This is a genomic window from Limnoraphis robusta CS-951, from assembly GCF_000972705.2.
In genome coordinates, this window is record NZ_LATL02000279.1 from 1 (window position 1) to 21310 (window position 21310).

At 42.3% G+C, this 21310-nt stretch carries 16 protein-coding genes; 14 read left to right on the forward strand and 2 right to left on the reverse strand.

Translation table 11 applies throughout. The features are described 5' to 3' along the window. From WN50_RS23565 to WN50_RS34315, 6 genes are all read left to right on the forward strand, one after another. A partial coding sequence (locus WN50_RS23565) for an RNA-guided endonuclease InsQ/TnpB family protein (RefSeq protein ID WP_049560952.1) occupies positions 1 to 370 on the forward strand: 370 nt, incomplete at its 5' end. A gap of 99 nt (positions 371 to 469) precedes the next feature. Beyond that, positions 470 to 2305: a glycoside hydrolase family 15 protein gene (locus tag WN50_RS23570; RefSeq protein ID WP_046279179.1), complete on the forward strand. Its 1836-nt coding sequence runs from the start codon at positions 470 to 472 to the stop codon at positions 2303 to 2305. Positions 2306 to 2837: 532 nt separating this feature from the next. Next, positions 2838 to 3455, forward strand: coding sequence for a hypothetical protein (locus WN50_RS23575; protein WP_049560955.1), 618 nt, complete (start codon positions 2838 to 2840; stop codon positions 3453 to 3455). A 341-nt stretch (positions 3456 to 3796) separates the two neighbouring features. Next, a complete protein-coding gene (locus WN50_RS23580) occupies positions 3797 to 4963 on the forward strand; it encodes a nucleoside hydrolase (protein WP_049560958.1) in 1167 nt (388 codons plus the stop codon). Positions 4964 to 5281: 318 nt separating this feature from the next. After that, positions 5282 to 6439, forward strand: a complete 1158-nt coding sequence (locus WN50_RS23585) for a nucleoside hydrolase (RefSeq protein WP_049560961.1) — start codon at positions 5282 to 5284, stop codon at positions 6437 to 6439. 155 nt (positions 6440 to 6594) lie between these two features. After that, on the forward strand, positions 6595 to 7335 hold the full coding sequence (locus tag WN50_RS34315; protein ID WP_046281102.1) for a THxN family PEP-CTERM protein: 741 nt from the start codon (positions 6595 to 6597) through the stop codon (positions 7333 to 7335). Here the strand turns inward: WN50_RS34315 and WN50_RS23595 are convergent. Beyond that, positions 7301 to 8611 carry an anthranilate synthase component I family protein gene (locus tag WN50_RS23595; protein ID WP_046281103.1) on the reverse strand — a complete coding sequence of 437 codons (1311 nt, stop codon included), beginning with the start codon at positions 8609 to 8611 and terminating at the stop codon, positions 7301 to 7303. The genes WN50_RS34315 and WN50_RS23595 overlap by 35 nt on opposite strands. A gap of 369 nt (positions 8612 to 8980) precedes the next feature. On the opposite strand from WN50_RS23595, the gene WN50_RS23600 reads away from it, so the two are divergent. The 8 genes from WN50_RS23600 to WN50_RS23630 all read left to right on the forward strand — a co-directional run bounded on the left by WN50_RS23600 (position 8981) and on the right by WN50_RS23630 (position 20568). Continuing rightward, entirely contained in the window at positions 8981 to 11497 is a 2517-nt protein-coding gene (locus WN50_RS23600) for a CHAT domain-containing protein (RefSeq protein WP_046281104.1), read from the forward strand. A gap of 406 nt (positions 11498 to 11903) precedes the next feature. Beyond that, positions 11904 to 12692, forward strand: coding sequence for a DUF928 domain-containing protein (locus WN50_RS23605; RefSeq protein WP_046281105.1), 789 nt, complete (start codon positions 11904 to 11906; stop codon positions 12690 to 12692). Between the two features lie 95 nt (positions 12693 to 12787). Next, complete coding sequence (locus tag WN50_RS23610) at positions 12788 to 14746, forward strand: CHASE2 domain-containing protein (RefSeq protein ID WP_046281106.1); 1959 nt, start codon at positions 12788 to 12790, stop codon at positions 14744 to 14746. Positions 14747 to 14995: 249 nt separating this feature from the next. Then, positions 14996 to 15142 (forward strand): hypothetical protein, encoded by a 147-nt coding sequence (locus tag WN50_RS34840; protein ID WP_160315434.1) that lies wholly within the window; start codon positions 14996 to 14998, stop codon positions 15140 to 15142. Positions 15143 to 15206: 64 nt separating this feature from the next. After that, complete coding sequence (locus WN50_RS23615; protein WP_046281107.1) at positions 15207 to 16274, forward strand: tetratricopeptide repeat protein; 1068 nt, start codon at positions 15207 to 15209, stop codon at positions 16272 to 16274. Positions 16275 to 16498: 224 nt separating this feature from the next. Beyond that, positions 16499 to 18940 (forward strand): CHASE2 domain-containing protein, encoded by a 2442-nt coding sequence (locus WN50_RS23620; protein ID WP_046281108.1) that lies wholly within the window; start codon positions 16499 to 16501, stop codon positions 18938 to 18940. After that, entirely contained in the window at positions 18933 to 19697 is a 765-nt protein-coding gene (locus WN50_RS23625) for a hypothetical protein (protein WP_046281109.1), read from the forward strand. Before WN50_RS23620 ends, WN50_RS23625 begins: the two co-directional genes overlap by 8 nt. A 172-nt stretch (positions 19698 to 19869) precedes the next feature. Further along, the gene (locus WN50_RS23630; RefSeq protein WP_049560965.1) at positions 19870 to 20568 is read left to right on the forward strand and encodes a calcium-binding protein; all 699 of its coding nucleotides are present in this window, start codon (positions 19870 to 19872) and stop codon (positions 20566 to 20568) included. A 102-nt stretch (positions 20569 to 20670) separates the two neighbouring features. On the opposite strand, the gene gmk is transcribed toward WN50_RS23630, so the two are convergent. Continuing rightward, positions 20671 to 21231 carry a guanylate kinase gene (gene gmk / locus WN50_RS23635; RefSeq protein ID WP_046281110.1) on the reverse strand — a complete coding sequence of 187 codons (561 nt, stop codon included), beginning with the start codon at positions 21229 to 21231 and terminating at the stop codon, positions 20671 to 20673. Between the last annotated feature and the right edge of the window lie 79 nt (positions 21232 to 21310).

Here is a 21310-nt window from a genome sequence, read left to right on the forward strand (position 1 = left end):
TTCCAAAGCAATTAGTGATTTAGGGTGGAGACAGTTTAGAACCCTTCTTGAAGGTAAAGCCGAAAAATATGGCCGAGAATTTCGAGTAATAAGTCGGTGGGAACCGACAACTCAAAAATGTTCGTGCTGCGGCTTTAAAGGTGGTAAATTAGACCTTTCTGTTCGTGAGTGGACTTGTTTAAATTGTGGAACAGTACATGATCGTGATGGAAATGCCGCCTCAAATATTTTACTCGCCGGAGGACTTTCGGAGAGCCTAAACGGACGCGGAGGCAGGCGTGAGACTTCGGTTATTGAAGCAGCAGCCCGTGAAACGTCAACCCACCTAGAGAATGCTGTTCAATTATCAATATTTGATATTTTGAAATAGTCTTCTGCTGGGAATCCCCGTTGTTTACGACGGGGAGGATGTCAACTCAGCCCCTCCCAAACAGGGCAGTACAGTATTTAATTGAATTTAAGCGACACAATGACCTATCAACCGATTCAAAATTACGGCATTATTGGCAATATGTACACTACCGCCTTGGTGGGACGAAACGGATCAATAGACTGGTTTTGTTTTCCCCATCACGACTCGCCGAGTGTATTCGCATCAATTCTTGATGAAAATAAAGGCGGATATTTCAAAATTGCCCCTGCCATTCCTGATGTTACCTACAAACAACTTTACTGGCCGGAAAGTAATATTTTGATTACCCGTTTCTTAACCTCTGATGGTGTGGGCGAAATTGTTGATTTTATGCCTGTCGGTTTAGGAGAAAATGAAATCGGCTATCATTCCCTCATCCGAGAAGTGCGAGTAGTTCGGGGGAGTATGACCTTTTTAGCAGAATGTGAACCTGCTTTCAACTATTGTCGGGATGAACACGAAATTGATATCACCCCCAAAGGCGCCTGTTTTTACTCCTCAACGCTGAATTTAGGACTCGCCACCGATATTCCCCTCGAACCCCAAAATAAAGGCGTCTGCGCTAAATTTACCCTAGAAGCGGGGCAAATAGCGGTGTTTGTCTTGCAAGGTACCGAAGCGGGGGCGGGTTGCGGTTTACCCATCAAACCTTCCCAAGCCACAGAATTATTTAAACATACTGTCAATTATTGGCGCAATTGGCTGTCTAAATGTACCTATCGGGGACGTTGGCGGGAAATGGTGGAACGTTCGGCGTTAGTGTTAAAATTACTGACGTTTGAACCCACTGGGGCGATTATTGCGGCGCCGACTTGTAGTTTACCCGAAGGAATTGGCGGTGAACGAAATTGGGATTATCGTTATACTTGGATACGCGATGCTGCTTTTACCTTGTATGGTTTGATGCGAATTGGCTTCACTGAAGAAGCCGAAAAATTCATGGAATGGATCGAAAATCGTTGTGAAGAACTCAATCCTGATGGTACTCTACAAATTGTTTATGGGATTGATGGTCGTCATGTTTTAACAGAAGAAACTCTCGATCATTTAGAAGGATATCGTCAATCCCGTCCGGTTCGCATTGGCAATGAAGCCTACCAACAACTTCAATTAGATATTTACGGCGAGTTGATGGATTCGGTTTATTTGTACAATAAATATGGCACTCCGATTTCCTATGAACTCTGGACTCAACTGCGAAAACTGATTAATTGGGTTTGTAATCATTGGCAGATGAAAGACCAAGGAATTTGGGAAATGCGAGGAGATGAACAGGCTTTTGTTTATTCTCGCTTAATGTGTTGGGTTGCATTAGATCGGGCGATACGACTGGCTGACAAACGTTCTTTTCCGGCTGAACGTCAACATTGGTTAGAAATACGCGATAAAATCTATGAAGAAATCATGGAAAAAGGCTGGAATAAAGAACGACAAGCGTTCATGCAATATTATGGCAGTGATACCCTTGATGCGGCTAATTTAATGATGCCTTTAGTGTTTTTCCTCTCTCCCACTGATCCGCGAATGTTGAAAACTTTAGATGCTATGAATAAACCCCCCGATCAAGGTGGATTAGTTTCAGATAATCTCGTTTATCGCTACAATGTTGATGAAACCCACGATGGTTTAGAAGGGGAAGAAGGCACGTTTAATATTTGTACCTTTTGGTTAGTTGAAGCCTTAACTCGTGCGGGACACCTCGACAAAAAACGTCTAGAATCAGCCCGTTTAATGTTTGAAGGAATGCTGGGTTATGCTAACCATTTAGGACTCTATGCTGAAGAAACCGGCGCCACAGGAGAAGCATTAGGAAATTTCCCCCAAGCCTTTACTCATTTAGCGCTAATTAGTGCGGCTTGGAACCTGAATAAAGCCCTCGGAGAACAAGAATAAGAAGGTTGAAACGGGTAGGGGCAATTCATGAATTGTCTCTACAACACTACTCAACCCGTAGGGGCTACGCCGTGCCATCGGGCTAGGGCCACTGTAAAGGGCTTCACATAACCCCCCTTTTTGTAAAGTTGACGATTCTAATCACCCATGAAGTTTAAAGATTCCGTAAAAATACGGTTGAGGTATTGCCATAACGGAGTTAATCCAATTAGTATGTGTTCATAAATTTCGTCAATTAGACCTCCCAATTTCAATAACCCGTTACACGGGAAAGCCTAGCAGTTCATCAAGATTTAAGTTACGAATAGGGTTGGTGTTTGGGTGAAATCATAGGATTTTTACCCACCTCAATAGATTTTTGAAAAAGTCTAGCTCGATATTTTTTATTGAAATCGGGAAATTATCAGTTAACCTTATGCTTTCAGGTTAACGGGGAGAGATTTAAACGAGTTTCCAGGGGATTAACTATCTCTGTTTGAACTTGCTTTTCTACCAGCAATCTAGTTATCCACTTCTACCTAATTATCTAACGATGACTCTCAAAAATATCTTCAACCAAGTTACATCTACCGTAGCTACTGCTGTTGTGTTGTCTGCTGCGATCGCCTTTGAAGCACCCAAAGCAGAAGCTGCTATTTTTCAATGGGATTTCTCTAACGTTGTTGGTGGCATAGATGGAACCGTTTCAGGAATACTAGAAGTACCTGAAGGAGACAATGTTTCAGCAACGTCTGTTATCCTGACTTCTACAACAAATCCATTATTTGAATCTTTAATTGGATTTGACTTTACTACACTTCCTAACTTCTCTAATCAATTTAAAGTTGAAGGGAAAAAGATCACCGCATCACTTTTTGGAACTGATTTTTTCAGTAATACAACCAATCTGAGTCTAGAATTTAATTCCGGGGAATTCGGAGATGTAAATAGTCAAAATATAGCTTTACTGACAATCGCTGGAAACCCCTTTGATGTTTGTACTGAAGATTGTTTACAAACCGCCGAAATTTTTGGAGACAATACAGGAGACACTCAGTTTGCTCCCACTTTCACAGCAGTACCTGAAGCGTCACCTGCTACGGGATTATTAGTGACATTCGGATTAGTTGGAGTCTATCAGCTTCGCAAAACAATTCGTCGGTTTCATTAAGAGCTACTTGTCCTCTTAAATAGAGTATTAGATTAGGATGGGCTAAATAGTATGGGTGGGATGGGTAATAGCCATCCTACTTTTATTTTAGATTGTGCCTATTGACTTTAAATAACCCTCCTCTATGTCAAGAAACTCCCGAAATAATTTACACAACTTTTCAAAATAAACTTGCTTTTTTATGATAGACTTTATAGAGTTCTCTTAAGACTAAAGATAACTTTTAACACTGTTGTAACTCACAGCTCAAGTATTCTATTCTACATCTGTAGAACTCTTGAGATTCATAAATTTCTGAAATTTTTCTGAAATTTAGGGCGAATTTACTCTAGGTTGAAAGCATGAAAAACATCTTCACTAAAATTGCTGCTACCGCAGTAACAACGGTTGCCTTTTCCAGTATTATTGCTGTTGACGCTTTTGCAGCTACAATAAAACCGACTCCCCTGATTTTTGATGACGATGGTAGCCAAGATGGATTAGCAGCTCTTTCATATATACTAGCTAATCCTAAATTTGATCTCAAAGCAATTACAATGTCTCATGGGGTTGCTCGGCCTGAAAGTGAAGATTTTCAAATGGGTCTAAAGCGAATGCTCGGTTTCCTTGATGCAACCGATATTCCAGTTGGTATTGGTTCGGCTGTACCACTTACAGGTGATAACGCTTTTCCTGACTTTATTCGCAATGATGCCGAAAAATTTTACGCTCCTTTTGTTACTTTACCTGAAGAAGTACCCGATATTGAATTTGGTACTGCGGCAGAATTACTGGTCGAAACCATTAACAACTCTCCTGAACCTGTAGCAATTCTTTCTACAGGTTCAATGACCAATATGGCGGAAGCTCTCCGAATCGATCCAGGTATTATTGATAATATTTCTGTCCTTCAGATTATGGGCGGAGCCTTATTTGTCCCAGGAAATTTAGGAGTTATTCCTGAGCCTCCCTTCTCTACAAATGAAGTAGCGGAGTTTAATATTTGGCTTGATCCTGTAGCTTCTCAGGAAGTGTTTCAAGCGGGAGAAAATGGCTTAAATATTCAACTCACTCCTCTAGATGCAACGAATAAAATTGAGTTTACTCGTGAGGACTATGAAGCCTGGTTAGCAACAGGTACACCAGAAAGCATTTTAGCAGCAGAGTTCTTAGATTTTTCTCTGGTCGTTGTTGGGGGTGATGTTAATCCTAACCCTCTCTGGGATATGGTTGCTGCGATTAACTTGAGCGAGTTGGAGTTCTCGCCTGAAACCGGATTACACATTGAAATTGACACTGAATCTGCTCCTGGAGAAACTCAAGGACAGACACAAGTCATTCCGGGTTTACCTCCGAATACTCTTGTTTCTCTCGATCCGAGTTTCGATAATTTGTCTTTTAATGCAGGTAATTTATTTGCATACCTCGAAGAAAGTAAGTCTGTACCTGAACCGACAACAGCAGCAGGTTTACTGATATTTGGTGCGTTAGGGGCTGTATTAACTCGTCAGAAAAAACAAACTAAATAGAGTATTAGATTAGGATGGGCTAAATAGTATTGGTGGGATGGGTAATGGCCATCCTACTTTTATTTGAGATTGTGCCTATTGACTTTAAATAACCCTCCTCTATGTCAAGAAACTCCCGAAATAATTTACACAAATTTTTAAAATAAACTTGCTTTTTTATGATATACTTTATAGAGTTATCTTAAGACTAAAGATAACTTTTAACAGTGTTGTAACTCACAACTCAAGTATTCTATCATACATCTGTAGAACTCTTGAGATTCATAAATTTCTGAAATTTTTCTGAAATTTAGGGCGAATTTACTCTAGGTTGAAAGCATGAAAAACATCTTCACTAAAATTGCTGCTACCGCAGTAACAACGGTTGCCTTTTCCAGTATTATTGCTGTTGACGCTTTTGCAGCTACAATAAAACCGACTCCCCTGATTTTTGATGACGATGGTAGCCAAGATGGGATGACCGCCTTAGCTTATATGTTAGCGAATCCTAAATTTGACATTGAAGCCATTACGATCGCTCAAGGGATTGCTCGTCCTGAAGTTTTTGTGAATAATGTTGAGCGAATGTTGGGACGCTTAGATATAACAGGAATTCCTTTAGGAATTGGTAGACCTGATCCGGTAGCTGGAAATAACGCTTTTCCCGACTTTGTTCGGGATGGTTCTGATAGTTTTTGGCCGCCATTTGTAACGCTACCAGATACCGCTCCTCCTGTTGAAAAAAGATCGGCGGCTGAACTGATTGTAGAAACTGTTAAAAACTCTCCTGAACCTGTTGCCATTTTAGCCACTGGTCCTTTAACAAATATTGCCGAAGCCCTACGACTTGATCCCACTATTATCGATAATATTTCAGTCGTACAAATCATGGGCGGAGCAGTATATGTTCCCGGAAATTTGACCACATTTCCTGACCCACCTTTCTCTACAAACTTGACTGCTGAGTTTAATATCTGGATTGATCCGCTAGCTGCTCAAGAAGTATTTAGTGCGGCTGAAAAGGGATTAAAAATTCAGTTAACGCCCCTAGATGCAACCAATAAAGTAGAATTTAGTCGCGAAGATTACTCAGCCTGGATCGCTACAGGAACACCAGAAAGTTTAATCGCGGCTGAGTTTTTAGACTTTGCGCTTACTGTTATTCAAAGTGATGATGATCCGAACCCCGTTTGGGATTTAATTGCTGCAATTGATCTGAGTGAAGCTAACTTTTCACCCAAAACTCTGATCCCGTTAAATGTTGATACAGAATCCGATCCAGGCGCAAATCAAGGACAAACATTTGTTGATCCGAACGGATTTCCCATTTTTGTTTCTCTCGATCCAAGTTTCGATAATTTGTCTTTTAATGCAAGTAACCTTTTTGCATACCTTGAAGAAAGCAAGTCTGTACCTGAACCGACAACAGCAGCAGGTTTACTGATATTTGGTGCGTTAGGGGCTGTATTAACTCGTCAGAAAAAACAAACTAAATAGAGTATTAGATTAGGATGGGTCATTCTCATCCTACTAATATTTCAAGAAAAATTGTTGGGAATTAAATTGTAAAATTCTGTAAATTTTTTGCCTTTCCTAGAGAAATTTACCCTATCCTAATGGTAAATTAATCACCTTTCTCTAGGGAGAAATTTATGTTCTCAAAACTTTCTGTTAACCTGCTATTAACCTCAGCGTTTGCTTTGGCGGGAACGGCGGCGAATGCGTTAACACTCAACGGTTCAGAGGGGAGTTGGAGTCATCCCATCGGTGGAAGTTTTATTGAATATCAAACGATAGGCGAAGAAAACCAAATTCGTTGGGGTGATCCAGTTATTCCCGGTGCAAAAAGTGGACTCGGGTTTACCGGAGTTGATGGGACAGATTTGGAACTCGAAAACGTTTTTCAAATTGGAATGTTGCGTCATTTCAATAACGTTATTTACGGAAATACAGCCGCCTCTGCGGTTAATCTCGCCCTCAGTTTAGACTTTGCGGAATTTGGGCTAAAAACCTTTGATTTTAACTTAGAAATTGACGAAACTCCCAATAATGGAAACTGTATGTATTACAGTGTCAGCAGCGACTGTTCTGACAAAATTTCCTTTCCCATTACTTTTTCACCTGAAAGCTTTGAAATCGATGGAGTTAGCTACACTTTATCGTTAGTTGGCTTTAGTTACGGTGCCGGTCAAGATATTCTCAGCGATTTTATTTCCCAAGAACATCAAATCTCAGAAGCCTTATTATTTGGGAAAATAACTGCGGTTGAAAACCTGACTGCCATCTCTACACAGCCGGAAAAAAAAGTTCCCGAACCGCAAACAATCGGAGGTTTTTTGGCTTTGGGCTTAATCTTAACTAATCGGTTTTTAAAACGAGATTCGTTAAAATAGTATTCATTTTGTTCCCACATTCAATGTACTCTTTTTGCGGAATAGATTCGCCCATAATTCCCGCTCCTGCGTTCAAATGAATGCTATTTCCATATTGATAAGCTGAACGAATCGGAATCGCAAAATCAGCTTTCCCTTCACAGTTAAACCAACCAATAGCGCCTGCATAAATCCCTCTGGGTGTATCTTCTAAACGATCAATCCAAGCAATCGCCTGACTTTTTTCAATTCCCGAAACCGTAATCGCCGGAAACAACGCTTTTAACGCATCCCAAGGTGTTTTATCCGCTTGAAGTTGTCCGACAACATGAGAGGATAAATGTTGAACATAGGGATACTGTTTCACCTGCATAAAATCTAAGATTTTCACCGTATTCTGAACACAAATTTCCGCCATTTCTTGTTGAACCAATAAAATCGAAAGCGCGTGTTCTTTCACTTCTTTTGCATCGCTAAATAATTCTCGCTGAAGTCGCAAATCTTCTTCTATATTCTCCCCTCTAGGTCGAGTTCCCGCTAAAGGATTCGTCACCGTCCAATTATTAGCATGAATCTCCATTAAAATTTCGGGACTGAAGCCAACACCTTGCACTTCTCCAAACTGAAAACAATAGGAACGTGCTGAATGATTTCCTTGATAACCCAGCGCATAAGTTCCTAAAATATCCAATTCTCCAGGAAACTTGATCGAACGACAAATAATCGCTTTTTGCAGTTCTCCCGCTTGAATAGCTTCAATTAACTGCTGAACTTTTTCGATGTACTGTTGTTTTTCAGTCAAATATAATTCCGGTAAGGAAGTCGAAGAATAGTTGTGAAAAGCGCTCGTTTCGATTTCACAAAGGCTTTGTAATTTAGACAAATGCTTGAGACTCTTAATATAAACCCCTTCTGCGGTAATGCGGAGTTCAGTTTCAGGGACAAAAAAATAAAGTAGGGGTTGATCAATCGCTTTGGTATAGGGATAATAAAAACGAGCCATATCAAAGCTAACATAACCATATGCTGTCCAATTCTCAATCGCTAACTTGGAAAACGCTGACTCGACTTGTTTAAACGGATCTCGGATCGGTTGAAATTGCTGTTGATCTAAACCATTGATCGAAATCGCCTCCAGACTGACTGATACAGTTGCTAAAGCGTTAGCCGCGATGCGAACCTCCTGTTGCTGGTGGTACATCATATAATCAAAAAATAGCCCAGATTCTAGCAGATTTTGCAACAAAATCAGGGAGTCTCTTTGACCGGGGATAAATCGTTCTTGATAAGTCAGCATTTAGTATAGATTAAGGTACACCAACACGGTTAATGGTGTTTGGGGTGAAAGTTTCAATTTTTTTAATGTACCATCTCAATTCCGATTAAAAACTTTTGCAGATTTCAATCTGTTAAGCGATTTTTTATCCAGAGAACAGCTTTCGGCTTGGGTTGATTGTTACTGATTGATCCTTGGCAACTCCGATGAAGCGACGATTGAGGACGTTGCCAGCCAACAGTAAACAAGATCACGAGTAAGTAAAGATATCATTGTTGTCAACTTCTGTCAAGCTAACCTGTTGAGCAACTTGATCTGAACTGAATAAGATCGTACTCACCGAAATAATACACTCAATGAGATTATACGGTTGCATTAAACAAACAACAGATGAGCAGTAAACCATCATCGGTAGCCGGGAAAATTCTGTTGGTCTTGGCTTTGGGGAGTCAACCTGCATTTAGTCTACCCCCATCCGACTCACCGGATCAAACCCTGCAACAAAGCCGACAACTCTATGAAGCGGGAAAATTCACCGCAGCATCTGAACTCCTCCAACAAGCGGTTTCCGACTTCGCCGCCACTGGAGATCTCCTCAACCAAGCGATCGCATTGAGTAACCTAGCCTTAGTTTGGCAGGAGTTGGGACAGTGGGAACAAGCAACAACTGCCATTAATAGCAGTATCACCCTCCTAAAACCCCTTTCAGAACCCCGTATTTTCGCCTCTGTCCTCAATATTCAAGGTCAGCTATACCTGAGTCAAGGACAGCCTGAACAAGCCTTAGAGACGTGGAAACAAGCCGCTAAACTGTTCGATCAACTCAAAGATCTCAACGGACTTCTCACCACTGAGATTAATCAAGCCACCGCCTTACAAGCTTTGGGGCTGTATCGCCAAGCCTTGAGAACTTTACAGGCAATTGAGGAAAAATTGCGATCGCAACCCAATTCCTTACTCAAAGCCACCGGACTACGAAGTTTAGGGGACACTTTACGAGTTGTGGGCAATCTTAACCAATCTCAAGCCATTTTACGGGAAAGTTTAGAAATTGCTCAACAGTTAAACGCCAGTCAAACCCAAGCCGAAATTTTACTCAGTTTGGGAAATACCCACCGCGCCCAACAACAGCCCGAAATTGCGATCAACGCCTACCAAGATGCTGCGATCGCCGCGACTTCATCCCTAACTCAAATTCAAGCCCAACTCAATCACCTGCGTCTGTTAGCCGAAGCACAAAGTCAGTTACAATTTCAGGCGTTATGGCCACAAATACGAGTCCAACTCTCTGATCAACCGAAGAGTCGGATGACAGTTTATCTGCGGGTGAATTTAGCCGAAAGCTTGCTACAATTCCCTTCCGAAGCCGAACACATATTAGTCGCCGTTGAACTCTTGACTGAAGCCATTGCGATCGCCAGACAACTGCAAGATACCCGCGCCGAAGCCTACAGTTTAGGTAGTTTAGCAGCAGTTTACGAACAAACACAACAATGGTCAATCGCCCAACGTCTGAGTGAACAAGCCTTACTGTTAGCCCAAGCGATCAATGCACCCGATATTAGTTATCGTTGGCAATGGCAACTGGGTAGACTGTTAAAAGCACAAGGAAAAACAGAAGCCGCGATCGCAGCATATACCCAAGCCGTCGAAACGTTAGAATCATTGCGAACCGATTTAGTCGCCGTTGATCCTGATGTACAGTTTTCATTTCGAGAGACTGTTGAACCCGTTTATCGGCAGTTAGTTAGTTTAATTTTACAACCGCCTGCGGTGGGTGAAGTTCCCAGTCAGAAAAATCTCAGAAAAGCCCGAGAGTTAATTGAGTCCTTACAACTAGCAGAATTAGATAACTTCTTTCGAGAAGCTTGTCTGGATGCGAATCTTCAACCCCAGTTGATCGATCAAGTTGATCCTCATGCTGCCGTGATTTATCCGATTATTTTGGCAGATCGTTTAGAGGTGATTTTGTCTTTACCCGGTCAACCTCTGCGTTCCTATTCTACACCAATAGACGCCCAAAAAGTGGATGTGACAGTCGGACAACTGCGACAGTTGTATGTTCCGATATTTTCCTCTCAAAAACGTTTAGCTTTATCTCAGCAAGTGTATGATTGGTTAGTTCGTCCGGCGGAAGCCGATCTCAACAGCAGTCAAATTGAAACGTTGGTGTTTGTGTTGGATGGTTCCCTGCGAAATCTGCCGATGGCTGCACTTCACAACGGACAACAATATTTGATTGAAAAGTATAATCTTGCGCTCACTCCAAGTTTACAATTGTTGACGCCCCAACCGCTTGCGGAAAAATCCCTGAAGACGTTAATTTTAGGATTAAGTGAAGCCCGTCAAGGGTTTGTCGCCTTACCTGCGGTTGAGTATGAACTTGAACAAATTCAAGCCCAAGTTCCGACAGAAGTGTTGCTGAATGAACAGTTTACCCGTCAGGAGTTAGTCGAAAAACTGCGTCAAACGTCTTTTTCGATTGTTCATTTAGCCACTCATGGTCAGTTTAGTTCCCAAGCTGATCAAACATTTTTGTTAACTTGGGATGGTCGAATCAATGTTAAAGAATTTGATCAATTATTACGAAGTTCCCAAAATGATCTTGAACCGATTGAATTATTGGTTTTAAGTGCTTGTCAAACAGCGACAGGAGATCAAAGGGCGGCGTTAGGGTTAGCAGGTGTAGCCGTTCGATCAGGGGCGCGGAGTACCTTAGCAACCTTATGGCAGGTTAATGATGTTTCTACAGCCCTCCTAATGACAGAATTTTACCGCGAATTGACTCTATCGGGAGTTAGTAAAGCGGAGGCACTGCGTTTAGCTCAGTTAAAATTATTACAAACAAGCCAATATCAAGATCCCTATTATTGGGCGGCTTTTGTGCTTGTTGGGAACTGGCTCTAATCCGGTTGACCATTCCCTAATACGTCTAATTGTTATTAGTAGAGGTACTCACTTATACTTAAGAAAAGCTTAAACATTTTCACCCTAAGCCAGAGCTAGAATTGTTATCTTAGATCAAGAGATCTAAAAAAATAGCTCCCCTTTTTAGAGCTATGGCACTACGCACTATGGTTAGGACATTAGTAAAAGCGAAAAGTTGGCGGTGTCGGTTTCCGTCCCGCCAAACTTTTTAAGAAGCTGAAAGCCTCTTTTCGCCTACTTCTGACTTCTGACTTCTGACTTCTGACTTGCGCGTAGCGCCATACAGTTCACCCGTTTAATCAAACCCCTCAATTCTTAGAGGACATCATAAACTGGGGCATCTGGCGATCGCAATTATAACTTTCACCATGAGGATTCACCCCATATGCAAAGAAAACTTTTTTCTCAACAGTTCATAAGCGTTTTAGTGACCGTTTCCGTTGGACTGGCACTCAATCCGAGTCTACCCGCCCAAGCCGAAAAACGACCCTCACAGCAAAGAACGAGAACCAGTGTAGCGTTTCAACCGCCTGCCGGACAAGGAATGCCACAACGAACTGCGGGAGGGGCTTCTCGCACAGGCTTCAATTGTCCTGTGTTCAGCGAAGATCAAACCGAACTCACCGCCCTCGTCCCGGCGTTTAGTCAACCCAATAATATCAGTTCCGATTTCACCGGATTAACCACCGAAGCCAGCCCAACATTTTACTTCTTTGTACCTGCAATGGCAGCCCAAGAAGCGGTATTTAGTCTCAAAGATCAAAAAGGTCAGGACGTCTATCAAACGAGTATACCGCTTTCTGGCAAAACAGGCATTGTGAGTGTTAAACTGCCCTCAGATGCGCCATCACTCAAAATCGGTCAATCCTACCGTTGGTCTTTTGGGATTATTTGCCAAACTCAGTCCCCTCAAAATCAGCCCGAAGTTGTTTTCGTCACCGGGGAAATTCGCCGAGTCGAAGCTGATAGTGCTTTAGCGCGTCAACTTCAGCAATTGACTCCCCTAGAAAAGGCTGCTCTTTATGCTCAAAATGGCATTTGGTTTGAAAGCGTAGAAATTTTAGCAAATTTGCGACAAACCCAGCCGGAAAACTCAATGCTTACCAGTAAATGGCAAGAACTTTTACAATCTGTGGGATTAGAAGAAATTGCCAATCAGCCCTTCATCGATTAAACAAATTTTGTAGGGGTTGGTCTAGTAGAATGAAGTGTGATCACTCTAGAAATGTTTCTTCAAAACCTGCTCCTACTCACAAACCAATCGGTGTTATGGAGTTTGAAGTTCACAACCGAAAAAAAAAAGCTTTTTTAGGCTTAAGAACTTCCAACTCTCGCCCTGGGAAACCGTTCTTTAAGTCAATTCGCCGTGCGTTAATTGTGCCTGCTGTCGCGATCCTGGTGATTGGACTGCGTTCAACCGGAGTATTACAACTGTTAGAATGGGCGACATTTGATCAAATGATCAGTCTGCGCCCTCTTGAGCCAATCGATCAACGGATTGTCGTTGTTACCATTGATGAACCCGATCTTCAACAAATTGGAAAATGGCCGATTCCTGATAGTCTTCTGGCTGAACTCATCGAAAAAATCAAGCAACAACAACCCCTCGCTATTGGTTTAGATCTCTACCGGAATTTACCTGTCCCCCCCGGACATGAACAACTCCTAGAAACCTATCGAACAACACCCAATCTCATCGGAGTTGAAAAAGTCGTCAGTGATGCAAACGGTTCTACAGTTGCTCCCCCCGAGTTATTAAAAGAACAAAATCAAGTGGGTGCGGCGGACTTGCTTTTGGATGGAGATGGGAAAGTTCGACGAGCGTTGTTAACGATACAACCCTCAGAGAATCAAACGGTTGTTAACCTGGGCTTACAACTGGCACTCATCTACTTAGAAGCCCAAGGCGTTATACCCGAAATCACCGATAATGGAGAAGTCAAACTCGGACAAGCCGTGTTTACCCGTTTTACTCGTAACGACGGCGGTTATGTGCGAGCCGATAACGGCGGCTATCAAATTCTATTGAACTATCGCGGCTTACTCGATAACTTTCACTCCGTTTCGATTTCTGATATTTTAACCGATCGCGTCTCACCAGATTTGATGCGTGATCAAATTGTACTAATTGGGGCGACGGCTCAAAGTCTCAACGATCTATTTTTTACCCCTTACAGTAGCAGTTTATTGGGAATTAGCGATCGCACACCAGGGGTGATTATTCATGCGAATATCGCCAGTCAAATTCTCAGTAGCGCCCTCGATGGACGAGTCTTATTTAACGTCTGGTCAGAAAAAACCGAGTGGCTGTGGATTTTAGTTTGGTCTGCGGTGGGAATGACCATCGGATTAAGTTATCGTCCGCTACAGGGAACCGTTGTGATTATGCTTACCGGAGTGAGTTTAACGGTTATTTGTTATTTGGCGTTTCTGCGGGGCTGGTGGATACCGATGATTCCGCCATTGTTAGCTTTGGTCGGTTCAGGAATAGCAATTACAGGTTATATTGCCAATCAGGAACGTCAAGAACGACAAACTTTGATGAATTTGTTTGGCCGTCATGTCACCCCGAAAATAGCGGATGAGATTTGGCGAAGTCGCGATGAACTGATCACTCAAGGTCAGTTGATCGGACAAAAGATGACGGCGACGATTCTATTTGCTGATATTCGAGATTTTAGCGCGATCGCCGAATCAATGGAACCGGATCGCCTGATGTTTTGGCTCAATGAATATATGAATACAATGGCGGATACGGTTCTCAGCCATGACGGAATTATTGATAAGTTTATTGGCGATGCCATTATGGCAGGTTTTGGCGTACCTTTACCCCGAACTCACGAGTCAGAAATCGCCCAAGATGCTATTTTAGCGGTTTCCTGTGCGCTGGAGATGGCGGAAAAATTGCGATTACTCAATCAAAAGTGGAGACTTGATGGACAACCGACGGTTTCGATGCGAATTGGCATTGCGACGGGGGTTGTGGTAACGGGTAGTTTGGGAAGTTCTCAACGGATGGACTATACGACTTTGGGCGATACGGTGAATATTGCAGCCCGTTTGGAGAGTTATGATAAATCTTTTGGCCAGGGGTTGTGTCGGATTTTAATTAGTGACAACACTTACCAATATATTCAGGATCTATTTCCTACAGATTTGGTGGGTCATGTTCAGTTAAAAGGGCGACAAAAATCGGTAGATGTTTATCAGGTTTTGGGTATTAAATAATCTATAGCAGAGAAAGAGTTGATTAGGACACTGTTTTTCTGTCAAATCCTTTTATGATAAAGGTTTCAATTCTGTCTCCTGTCTCCTGTCTCCTGATTTCTGCTATAGTCTGACTCCCGTCGCTTGGGTTAAGCCTCAACGCCTTTAACCCCAATACCCCACCCCTCAATTTCCTACAAACTGCATAAGCTTCCTGATCTGAGACATATGTCAAAGTAGATAACCCAATTGATGAATTGTCTCTAAGCCATGCAACCGCAAGCCACCGTAATTGAAAAATTGATCCTCAGTGCGTTGACTGCTTTTGTGACAGTCGCTTCCGCCACTGTGGAAATACAACCGAAGGTTGAGAATGCGCTTCCGAACCTGACTCCCCTGATCTTAGCGGCTCAGTGAACCGTTTGAGACTCTCAAATTTTACCCTTGTATCTTCTAAGTTGCTGACTTCTCTATAATGACCATGAAATCTACCTCCTCCCTACAATCTCGGTTAAAAGTTCTGCATCAAACAGGTGTTCAACAGTTGAGTCAAGAACAACTGGTGTCAGCTCTTAATACGTTTCAACAGATGTTAGCAATTGCTCAAGAAACCGAGAGTTTAGAGTATCACGTTGAAGCCTTACATAAAATTGGAATTATTCACTATTCTCTCAAACATTATACTGGGTCTATCCACTGTCTCAAACAAATTATCAAACTAGCCCCTGCTGAGTCTAAGTCGGTGAGAGTGGCAAAGGCTTATAATGATATTGCTCGGGTTTACTGTGCAACTAAGCAATATTCAGAAGCTTTGCGATATTCGGCTCAAGCTCTCGAAATATTTATCAAAATCCCTAATATTAATGGCGTGGGGATGACCTTAAATTATTTAGGAGAAATCTATAATCATCTCGGTTTATTTGAAGAAGCCCTGCAATCTTGCCATAAAGCACTCGTTATTTTTCAAGATATTAATGATACCGTTCAAGAAGAAAACTTAAAAAATAGTATTTATGAAGCAGCAGCACTCTATAATATCGGATTGGCAGAATATCATCTCGGTAGACCGAGGCAAGCCTTAGCCTTTCTCAATCAAGCTCTCGAAATTCGTCAAAAACTATGTTCATCTTGTTCCGCAAAAAATCAAAATAAATTGCCAGAAAACCAGATAAAAATTTATTCAGAAACGGCTAAAACTTTAGGTCAAATTGGGATTGTTTATTTCAGTATGAAAAACTACAAAACTGCGATTGAGTTTTACCAGAAAGCCATCAAAATCTATCAACAAAATAACCAACAGGAAGAACTTGCCAAACTGATGAACTATATTGGATTGGCTTGCTACAAACAAAACCATATTTCTCAATCTCTGTGGTATCATCTTAAAGCTTGGGAACTCTTTGATAAAATTCAAGATCCCCAACAAAAAGACAACTATCTACCCCATATCCTGTCAGTCTATCAGCGATTCAACCTAGCGGATGACGGCGTAAAATTGTATCAACGTGTGCAGCAACTTTTCCACCTGATGGGAACAGAAGTTAGCTAAAATCATAGGTAACAGGGAACAGGGGACAGTGAACAGTAAACAGTGACCAGTGACCAGTTAGCAGTTAAAGACTTCCCCTATTGCCTGTTGCCTATTGCAAGATTGCCTCTTACAAGATTGCCTTTTGCCTCTTGCCTTTTGCCTCTTGCCTTTTGCCTCTTACAAGATTGCAAGATTGCCTTTTCCCTGTTAAGTTTGTCGGTGAAAGACCCCAATTTGTTAAGATGAATTCAACGGTTTCTACATTTCATTTAAAAGTTCAACAAGTCGAACAAGTTTGTCTGTTTGAGTTATCTTGGGGTCAAAGACAACATCTCAGCGTCAATATCCCCTATCCACAAATTCTCACCCGATTGTACCAAGACTGGCAACAAACCTACTTAAACTTCTACAAAAAACAAGCATTACGAGGACGAGTCGAAGGAAAAGGTCAACTCAGTGTGTTAGTGGATTGGCACGCTAAACTGGTAGAAGCCGAAGCCAAACTCTTGTCAGAATTTCATCGCTGGTTACGACACGAAGAACTGTATGAGATCAGAGCGACTATTGCTAAAGCGGCTTTAGATTACTCACGCTTAGAAGTCTTCCTGTGTGTCTCTCCTTTAAATTTATCCCGCCTCCCTTGGGAAGCCTGGGAAATTGGCACAGAATTCGCAGCACCGGGAAAAATTCGCATTGCTCGTACCACTGCCAATATTCGATCTAAAAGCATTCAGCCCTCGCCTGGCAAACGTAAAGCCAGAGTTTTGGCAATTTTGGGAGATGATACCGGATTAGATTTTCGAGCCGATAAACAAGCCGTAGAATCCTTATCTTACATCGCTGATATTGAATTTGTCGGTTGGCAACCCGGACAAAGTTCAACGGAACTGAAGACTAAAATTGCTGAAGCGATCACCGATCATCGAGGTTGGGATGTATTATTTTTTGCAGGTCATAGCAACGAAACCACTTTAACAGGCGGAGAACTGGCGATCGCACCCAATATTTCTCTATCTCTGAGTGAGATCGAAAAACCATTAACTCTCGCCATGCAACGAGGACTCAAATTTGCCCTATTCAACTCCTGCATGGGTTTAAGTTTAGCCAATCGGTTAATTGATCTGGGGTTAAGTCAAGTGGCTATTATGCGCGAACCTGTTCATAATGATGTTGCTCAGGAATTTTTGCTGCAATTTCTCCGCAGTTTAGCCGAATATAATGATGCTCACGATGCGATGCTGGCGGCTTGTCAGTTTCTCAAGTTAGAAAAACAGTTAACCTATCCCAGCGCTTATTTAATTCCCTCTCTGTTTCGCCATCCCGACGCGCCTGTTTTTCGCCTAGAACCCTATGGCTGGAAACAAAAACTCAAACGCTGGTTGCCCACCAAAGCCGAAGCATTGGCTGTTGGGGTATTGTGTGGGTTAAGCTGGCAACTGCCTGTCCAAGGATTTTTACTCGATGGGCGGTTGTGGGTACAGTCGGTTTATCGTGACATTACCCTTCAGACTCCTCAGAATGCGCCGAAAGTGTTGATTGTTTCCATTGACGAAGAATCTATCAAACGCGCTAAAATCTCGGTTCCTCGGCCAATGGATCGCCGCTATTTAGCTCAAATCATCGACAAACTAGCAGCATTAGAAACGCCCGTTGTGGGGATTGACTATCTGTTGGATCGTTATCAACCGGATAATGACCCGATATTAGCGAATTCTGTTCGTCAAGCGGTTGAGCAACAAGGCACTTGGTTTATCTTTGCGACAAAAAGACGATCTACAGGCGGTTGGTTTGACGTTTTACCCGAAATTGCCAGCCCCAACTGGGTTTTAAACGGGGATCTACGGGTGTTAGGCAATCCTCCCCAATATATGAGTCTTGTTCCTTTACCGGATCGTTCCGAACAGCGTTTATTGCCCTTATCTTATTTACTTGCTTTAGGATATTGGACTCACAGCGAACAAACTGAACAAACCCTCAAACCCCAACTCGACGCTTCTACACAATTGATCTCTCAATTGAGGGCTTACTTACTCGAAACGACGGGGAAAGACTATGTGAACCTCTTTTCTCGCAAAGCGGTATTACACCCCTTAACAAATTGGGCTTATTTATTGCGTCAATGGTGGTTACACCCGATTATTGATTTTTCGATTCCCCCAAAACAGGTTTATCAAACCCTTCCGGCTTGGAAACTCCTAGAGGAACCCACAGAAATTGATGATCTAATTCCTGTAGAACCTTATGTTGTTCTCATTGCGCCAGGAGGCTACGGTGAGGCGGGTGTGGATACTGAAGGTGAGGATAACTATCCTGTACCGACGGCTTTAGCTTATTGGCGATCGCAACAAAATCCTCCCGATTTACGGTCTATTTTTCCAGGCGGTGAAGCACACGCCTATATGGTACATCATTGGCTCAATCGGCGCTTGGTTACACCTATACCGGATTTGTGGATGATTGGCATCGCTGTTTTGTTGGGGAAAGGGACTATTCTGGCTTTTGGGCAAATTTCCCCCAAGCAGTGGAAACGAATCATTTTGCTGATAGGCGCTACCGGAATTTACGGCGGAGTGAGTTTACAGCTTTATATTACTGGGGGGATACTATTACCCTGGCTTCTCCCTACTGTAACGTTTTGGACTTATCTAATTGTTGCTTTTGTGGAGCGGAAATCTTATGGTTAAGTTCTATGGGGTACTCTCAGCAGTTACGTTGTCTGTGATGATCACAGGTGAAGGATTTTTCAATCAAACTCTCCCAAACCGGATAAAATTTCAAGCGAAAGCGGAAAACTCATTCTTGTCTCAAAATGAAACGGCTTCACCTGAAAAACCTCGAAATAATCCTCCTCCTTTTGAAGATAATGGGGGAGCGCGTTGGAGAGAAGCTTTTTTTAATAATGAACCGCCTGAGTCCCAAGATGGCGGATCGCGAGGGCCTGCGCTTTGTCCCCTGACTCCTGTAGACGAAGGGACGGGTACTGAGGTTTTGAGCGATCGCCCTACGTTAATTTGGCAGGGACAATTAGCACGAGTTGAACTGTATGCTGACAATGGAGAGCAACCGATCTGGAGTCAAGATCTCTCTCAAGGCGATCAAAAAGTTCAGTATAGTGGAGAAGCTCTAAAACCCGGTCAAACCTACTATTTGATGATGTTTGAAACGGTTTCGGATACATTCCCTTTACCGTCAGTCCAGGTGACATTTACTGTCATAGATGGGGAAAAACGTCAACAAGTTAGTCAGGATTTAGAACAACTCAACCGTGAACTTAAACAACAAAATGTTTCTGAAGAAGTCATGGCTCTAGCTCGGTTTAATTATTTAGCGAAAAATAAGTTATGGTCTGATGCTTTGACTGAAGCTTTCTCGGTTCAAAATCCTTCTTCGGACTTGCAGGAACTTCTGCAAAAAACGATTCCTCAAAGGTTTTGTAACTAATTCATCAGGTGGTATAATGCCTGGGGGTAAATCAGGAGATATTTTGATTAATTTCAAGCCTTGAAAGTGATCATCGAACTTTTGCCTTTTGCATGATTGCCTTTTGCATGATTGCATGATTGCCTTTTGCCTGCGCGTAGCCCCATAGTTTGAACTCACTCACATTGATAATATGGCAGAAATTTTAGGAACTTCGGGAAATGATGTTCTCGTCGGAACTGCTGAGAATGATTTTATTTTTGGCTTAGAAGGAGATGATCAGATTAATGCGGCTCTCGGAGATGATACTGTTGTTGGAAATCAAGGCAGAGATAATATTTCGGGGAATGAAGGAAATGATACCTTGTTTGGCGGTCAAAATAACGATTTTATTAATGATCAACAAGGCAATAATCAAATTTTTGGGAATTTAGGGAATGATCTTTTAGCCGCAGGAGCAGGAAATGATAGTCTTTTTGGGGGTCAAGACAATGATAACCTGTTTGGGGGGGCGGGAAATGATTTAATCTCCGGCGATAAAGGGGATGATTTATTAATTGGAGTAGAGATTACATCACCCATTCCCGGACAAGGAGAAGTTGATACTTTCAGTGGCGGAATTGGGGCTGATGTTTTTGTTGTCGGGGATGATATTTTATCTTATTATATTGGTGGGGGAAATGCAGATTATGCCTTGATTACTGACTTTTCACCCGCAGAAGATCGAATTAATGTTAACAGTAATAGTCAGATTCGATTTCTTGATTTTACCTTTGGAGATTTAGGGGCAGGAGTTGGGATTATTGCCAATGAAGATTTGATTGCTTTTCTACCGGGTGTGAATGCCGGACAGCTTCAAATAGACGGGAATATTAACCCTGTATCGTCTTAATTGTTTTCTTAGAAAGTTTGGTTGTTGCGCTGCCCTAATTTACTGCCCTGAAGCGCAACAACAAACTTATTGTTTTCTATGTTTTGAGGTTTTATCCTTTACTTAAACTACTGCAAACAAAACATTTTCCAGTTGTTTGAGCGCCTCATCTAAGTCATCATTGACGAGTTCAAAATCAAATTCCTGGGCTGCGTTAATTTCTTCTGCGGCTCGTTTTAAACGACGGGCGATCGCTTCATCGGAATCTTGACCCCGACTTCGTAGCCGACGTTCTAATTCTAACATCGAAGGCGGCTGAATAAAGATTTGTTGGGCTTGGGGAAATCGTTCTCGAATTTGTCTAGCCCCAATTAACTCAATTTCCAGTAACACGGACTCTCCGGCTTCAATTCGTTTTTGAACCGGATACAGAGGAGTGCCATAATAATTTCCCGCAAATTCTGCCCATTCTAGCAACTCTCCATTCTGCACCATCTGTTCAAACCGATTTCGATCAACAAAATAGTAATGTTTTCCCTCGACTTCACCAGGACGGGGGGAACGAGTAGTTACAGAAACCGACAGATGAAGTTCACGATGGCGTTGCAAAAGTTCGCGGACTAGAGTCCCTTTGCCCACGCCACTCGGCCCAGTAATTACAATTAACCTACCTTTAGATACCATGTCATTCTCGCTATTATTCAGCAAATCTCAGGGGTTCGAGGGATGAACCTTGAAAATATTTTGTTATTATTACACTGTC

Bases quoted from the DNA above. Each gene is read 5' to 3' on its own strand.
- WN50_RS23570 (WP_046279179.1), top strand. From the start codon at position 470: ATGACCTATCAACCGATTCAAAATTACGGCATTATTGGCAATATGTAC.
- WN50_RS23575 (WP_049560955.1), top strand. From the start codon at position 2,838: ATGACTCTCAAAAATATCTTCAACCAAGTTACATCTACCGTAGCTACT.
- WN50_RS23580 (WP_049560958.1), top strand. From the start codon at position 3,797: ATGAAAAACATCTTCACTAAAATTGCTGCTACCGCAGTAACAACGGTT.
- WN50_RS23585 (WP_049560961.1), top strand. From the start codon at position 5,282: ATGAAAAACATCTTCACTAAAATTGCTGCTACCGCAGTAACAACGGTT.
- WN50_RS34315 (WP_046281102.1), top strand. From the start codon at position 6,595: ATGTTCTCAAAACTTTCTGTTAACCTGCTATTAACCTCAGCGTTTGCT.
- WN50_RS23595 (WP_046281103.1), bottom strand. From the start codon at position 8,611: ATGCTGACTTATCAAGAACGATTTATCCCCGGTCAAAGAGACTCCCTG.
- WN50_RS23600 (WP_046281104.1), top strand. From the start codon at position 8,981: ATGAGCAGTAAACCATCATCGGTAGCCGGGAAAATTCTGTTGGTCTTG.
- WN50_RS23605 (WP_046281105.1), top strand. From the start codon at position 11,904: ATGCAAAGAAAACTTTTTTCTCAACAGTTCATAAGCGTTTTAGTGACC.
- WN50_RS23610 (WP_046281106.1), top strand. From the start codon at position 12,788: ATGGAGTTTGAAGTTCACAACCGAAAAAAAAAAGCTTTTTTAGGCTTA.
- WN50_RS34840 (WP_160315434.1), top strand. From the start codon at position 14,996: ATGCAACCGCAAGCCACCGTAATTGAAAAATTGATCCTCAGTGCGTTG.
- WN50_RS23615 (WP_046281107.1), top strand. From the start codon at position 15,207: ATGAAATCTACCTCCTCCCTACAATCTCGGTTAAAAGTTCTGCATCAA.
- WN50_RS23620 (WP_046281108.1), top strand. From the start codon at position 16,499: ATGAATTCAACGGTTTCTACATTTCATTTAAAAGTTCAACAAGTCGAA.
- WN50_RS23625 (WP_046281109.1), top strand. From the start codon at position 18,933: ATGGTTAAGTTCTATGGGGTACTCTCAGCAGTTACGTTGTCTGTGATG.
- WN50_RS23630 (WP_049560965.1), top strand. From the start codon at position 19,870: ATGGCAGAAATTTTAGGAACTTCGGGAAATGATGTTCTCGTCGGAACT.
- gmk (WP_046281110.1), bottom strand. From the start codon at position 21,231: ATGGTATCTAAAGGTAGGTTAATTGTAATTACTGGGCCGAGTGGCGTG.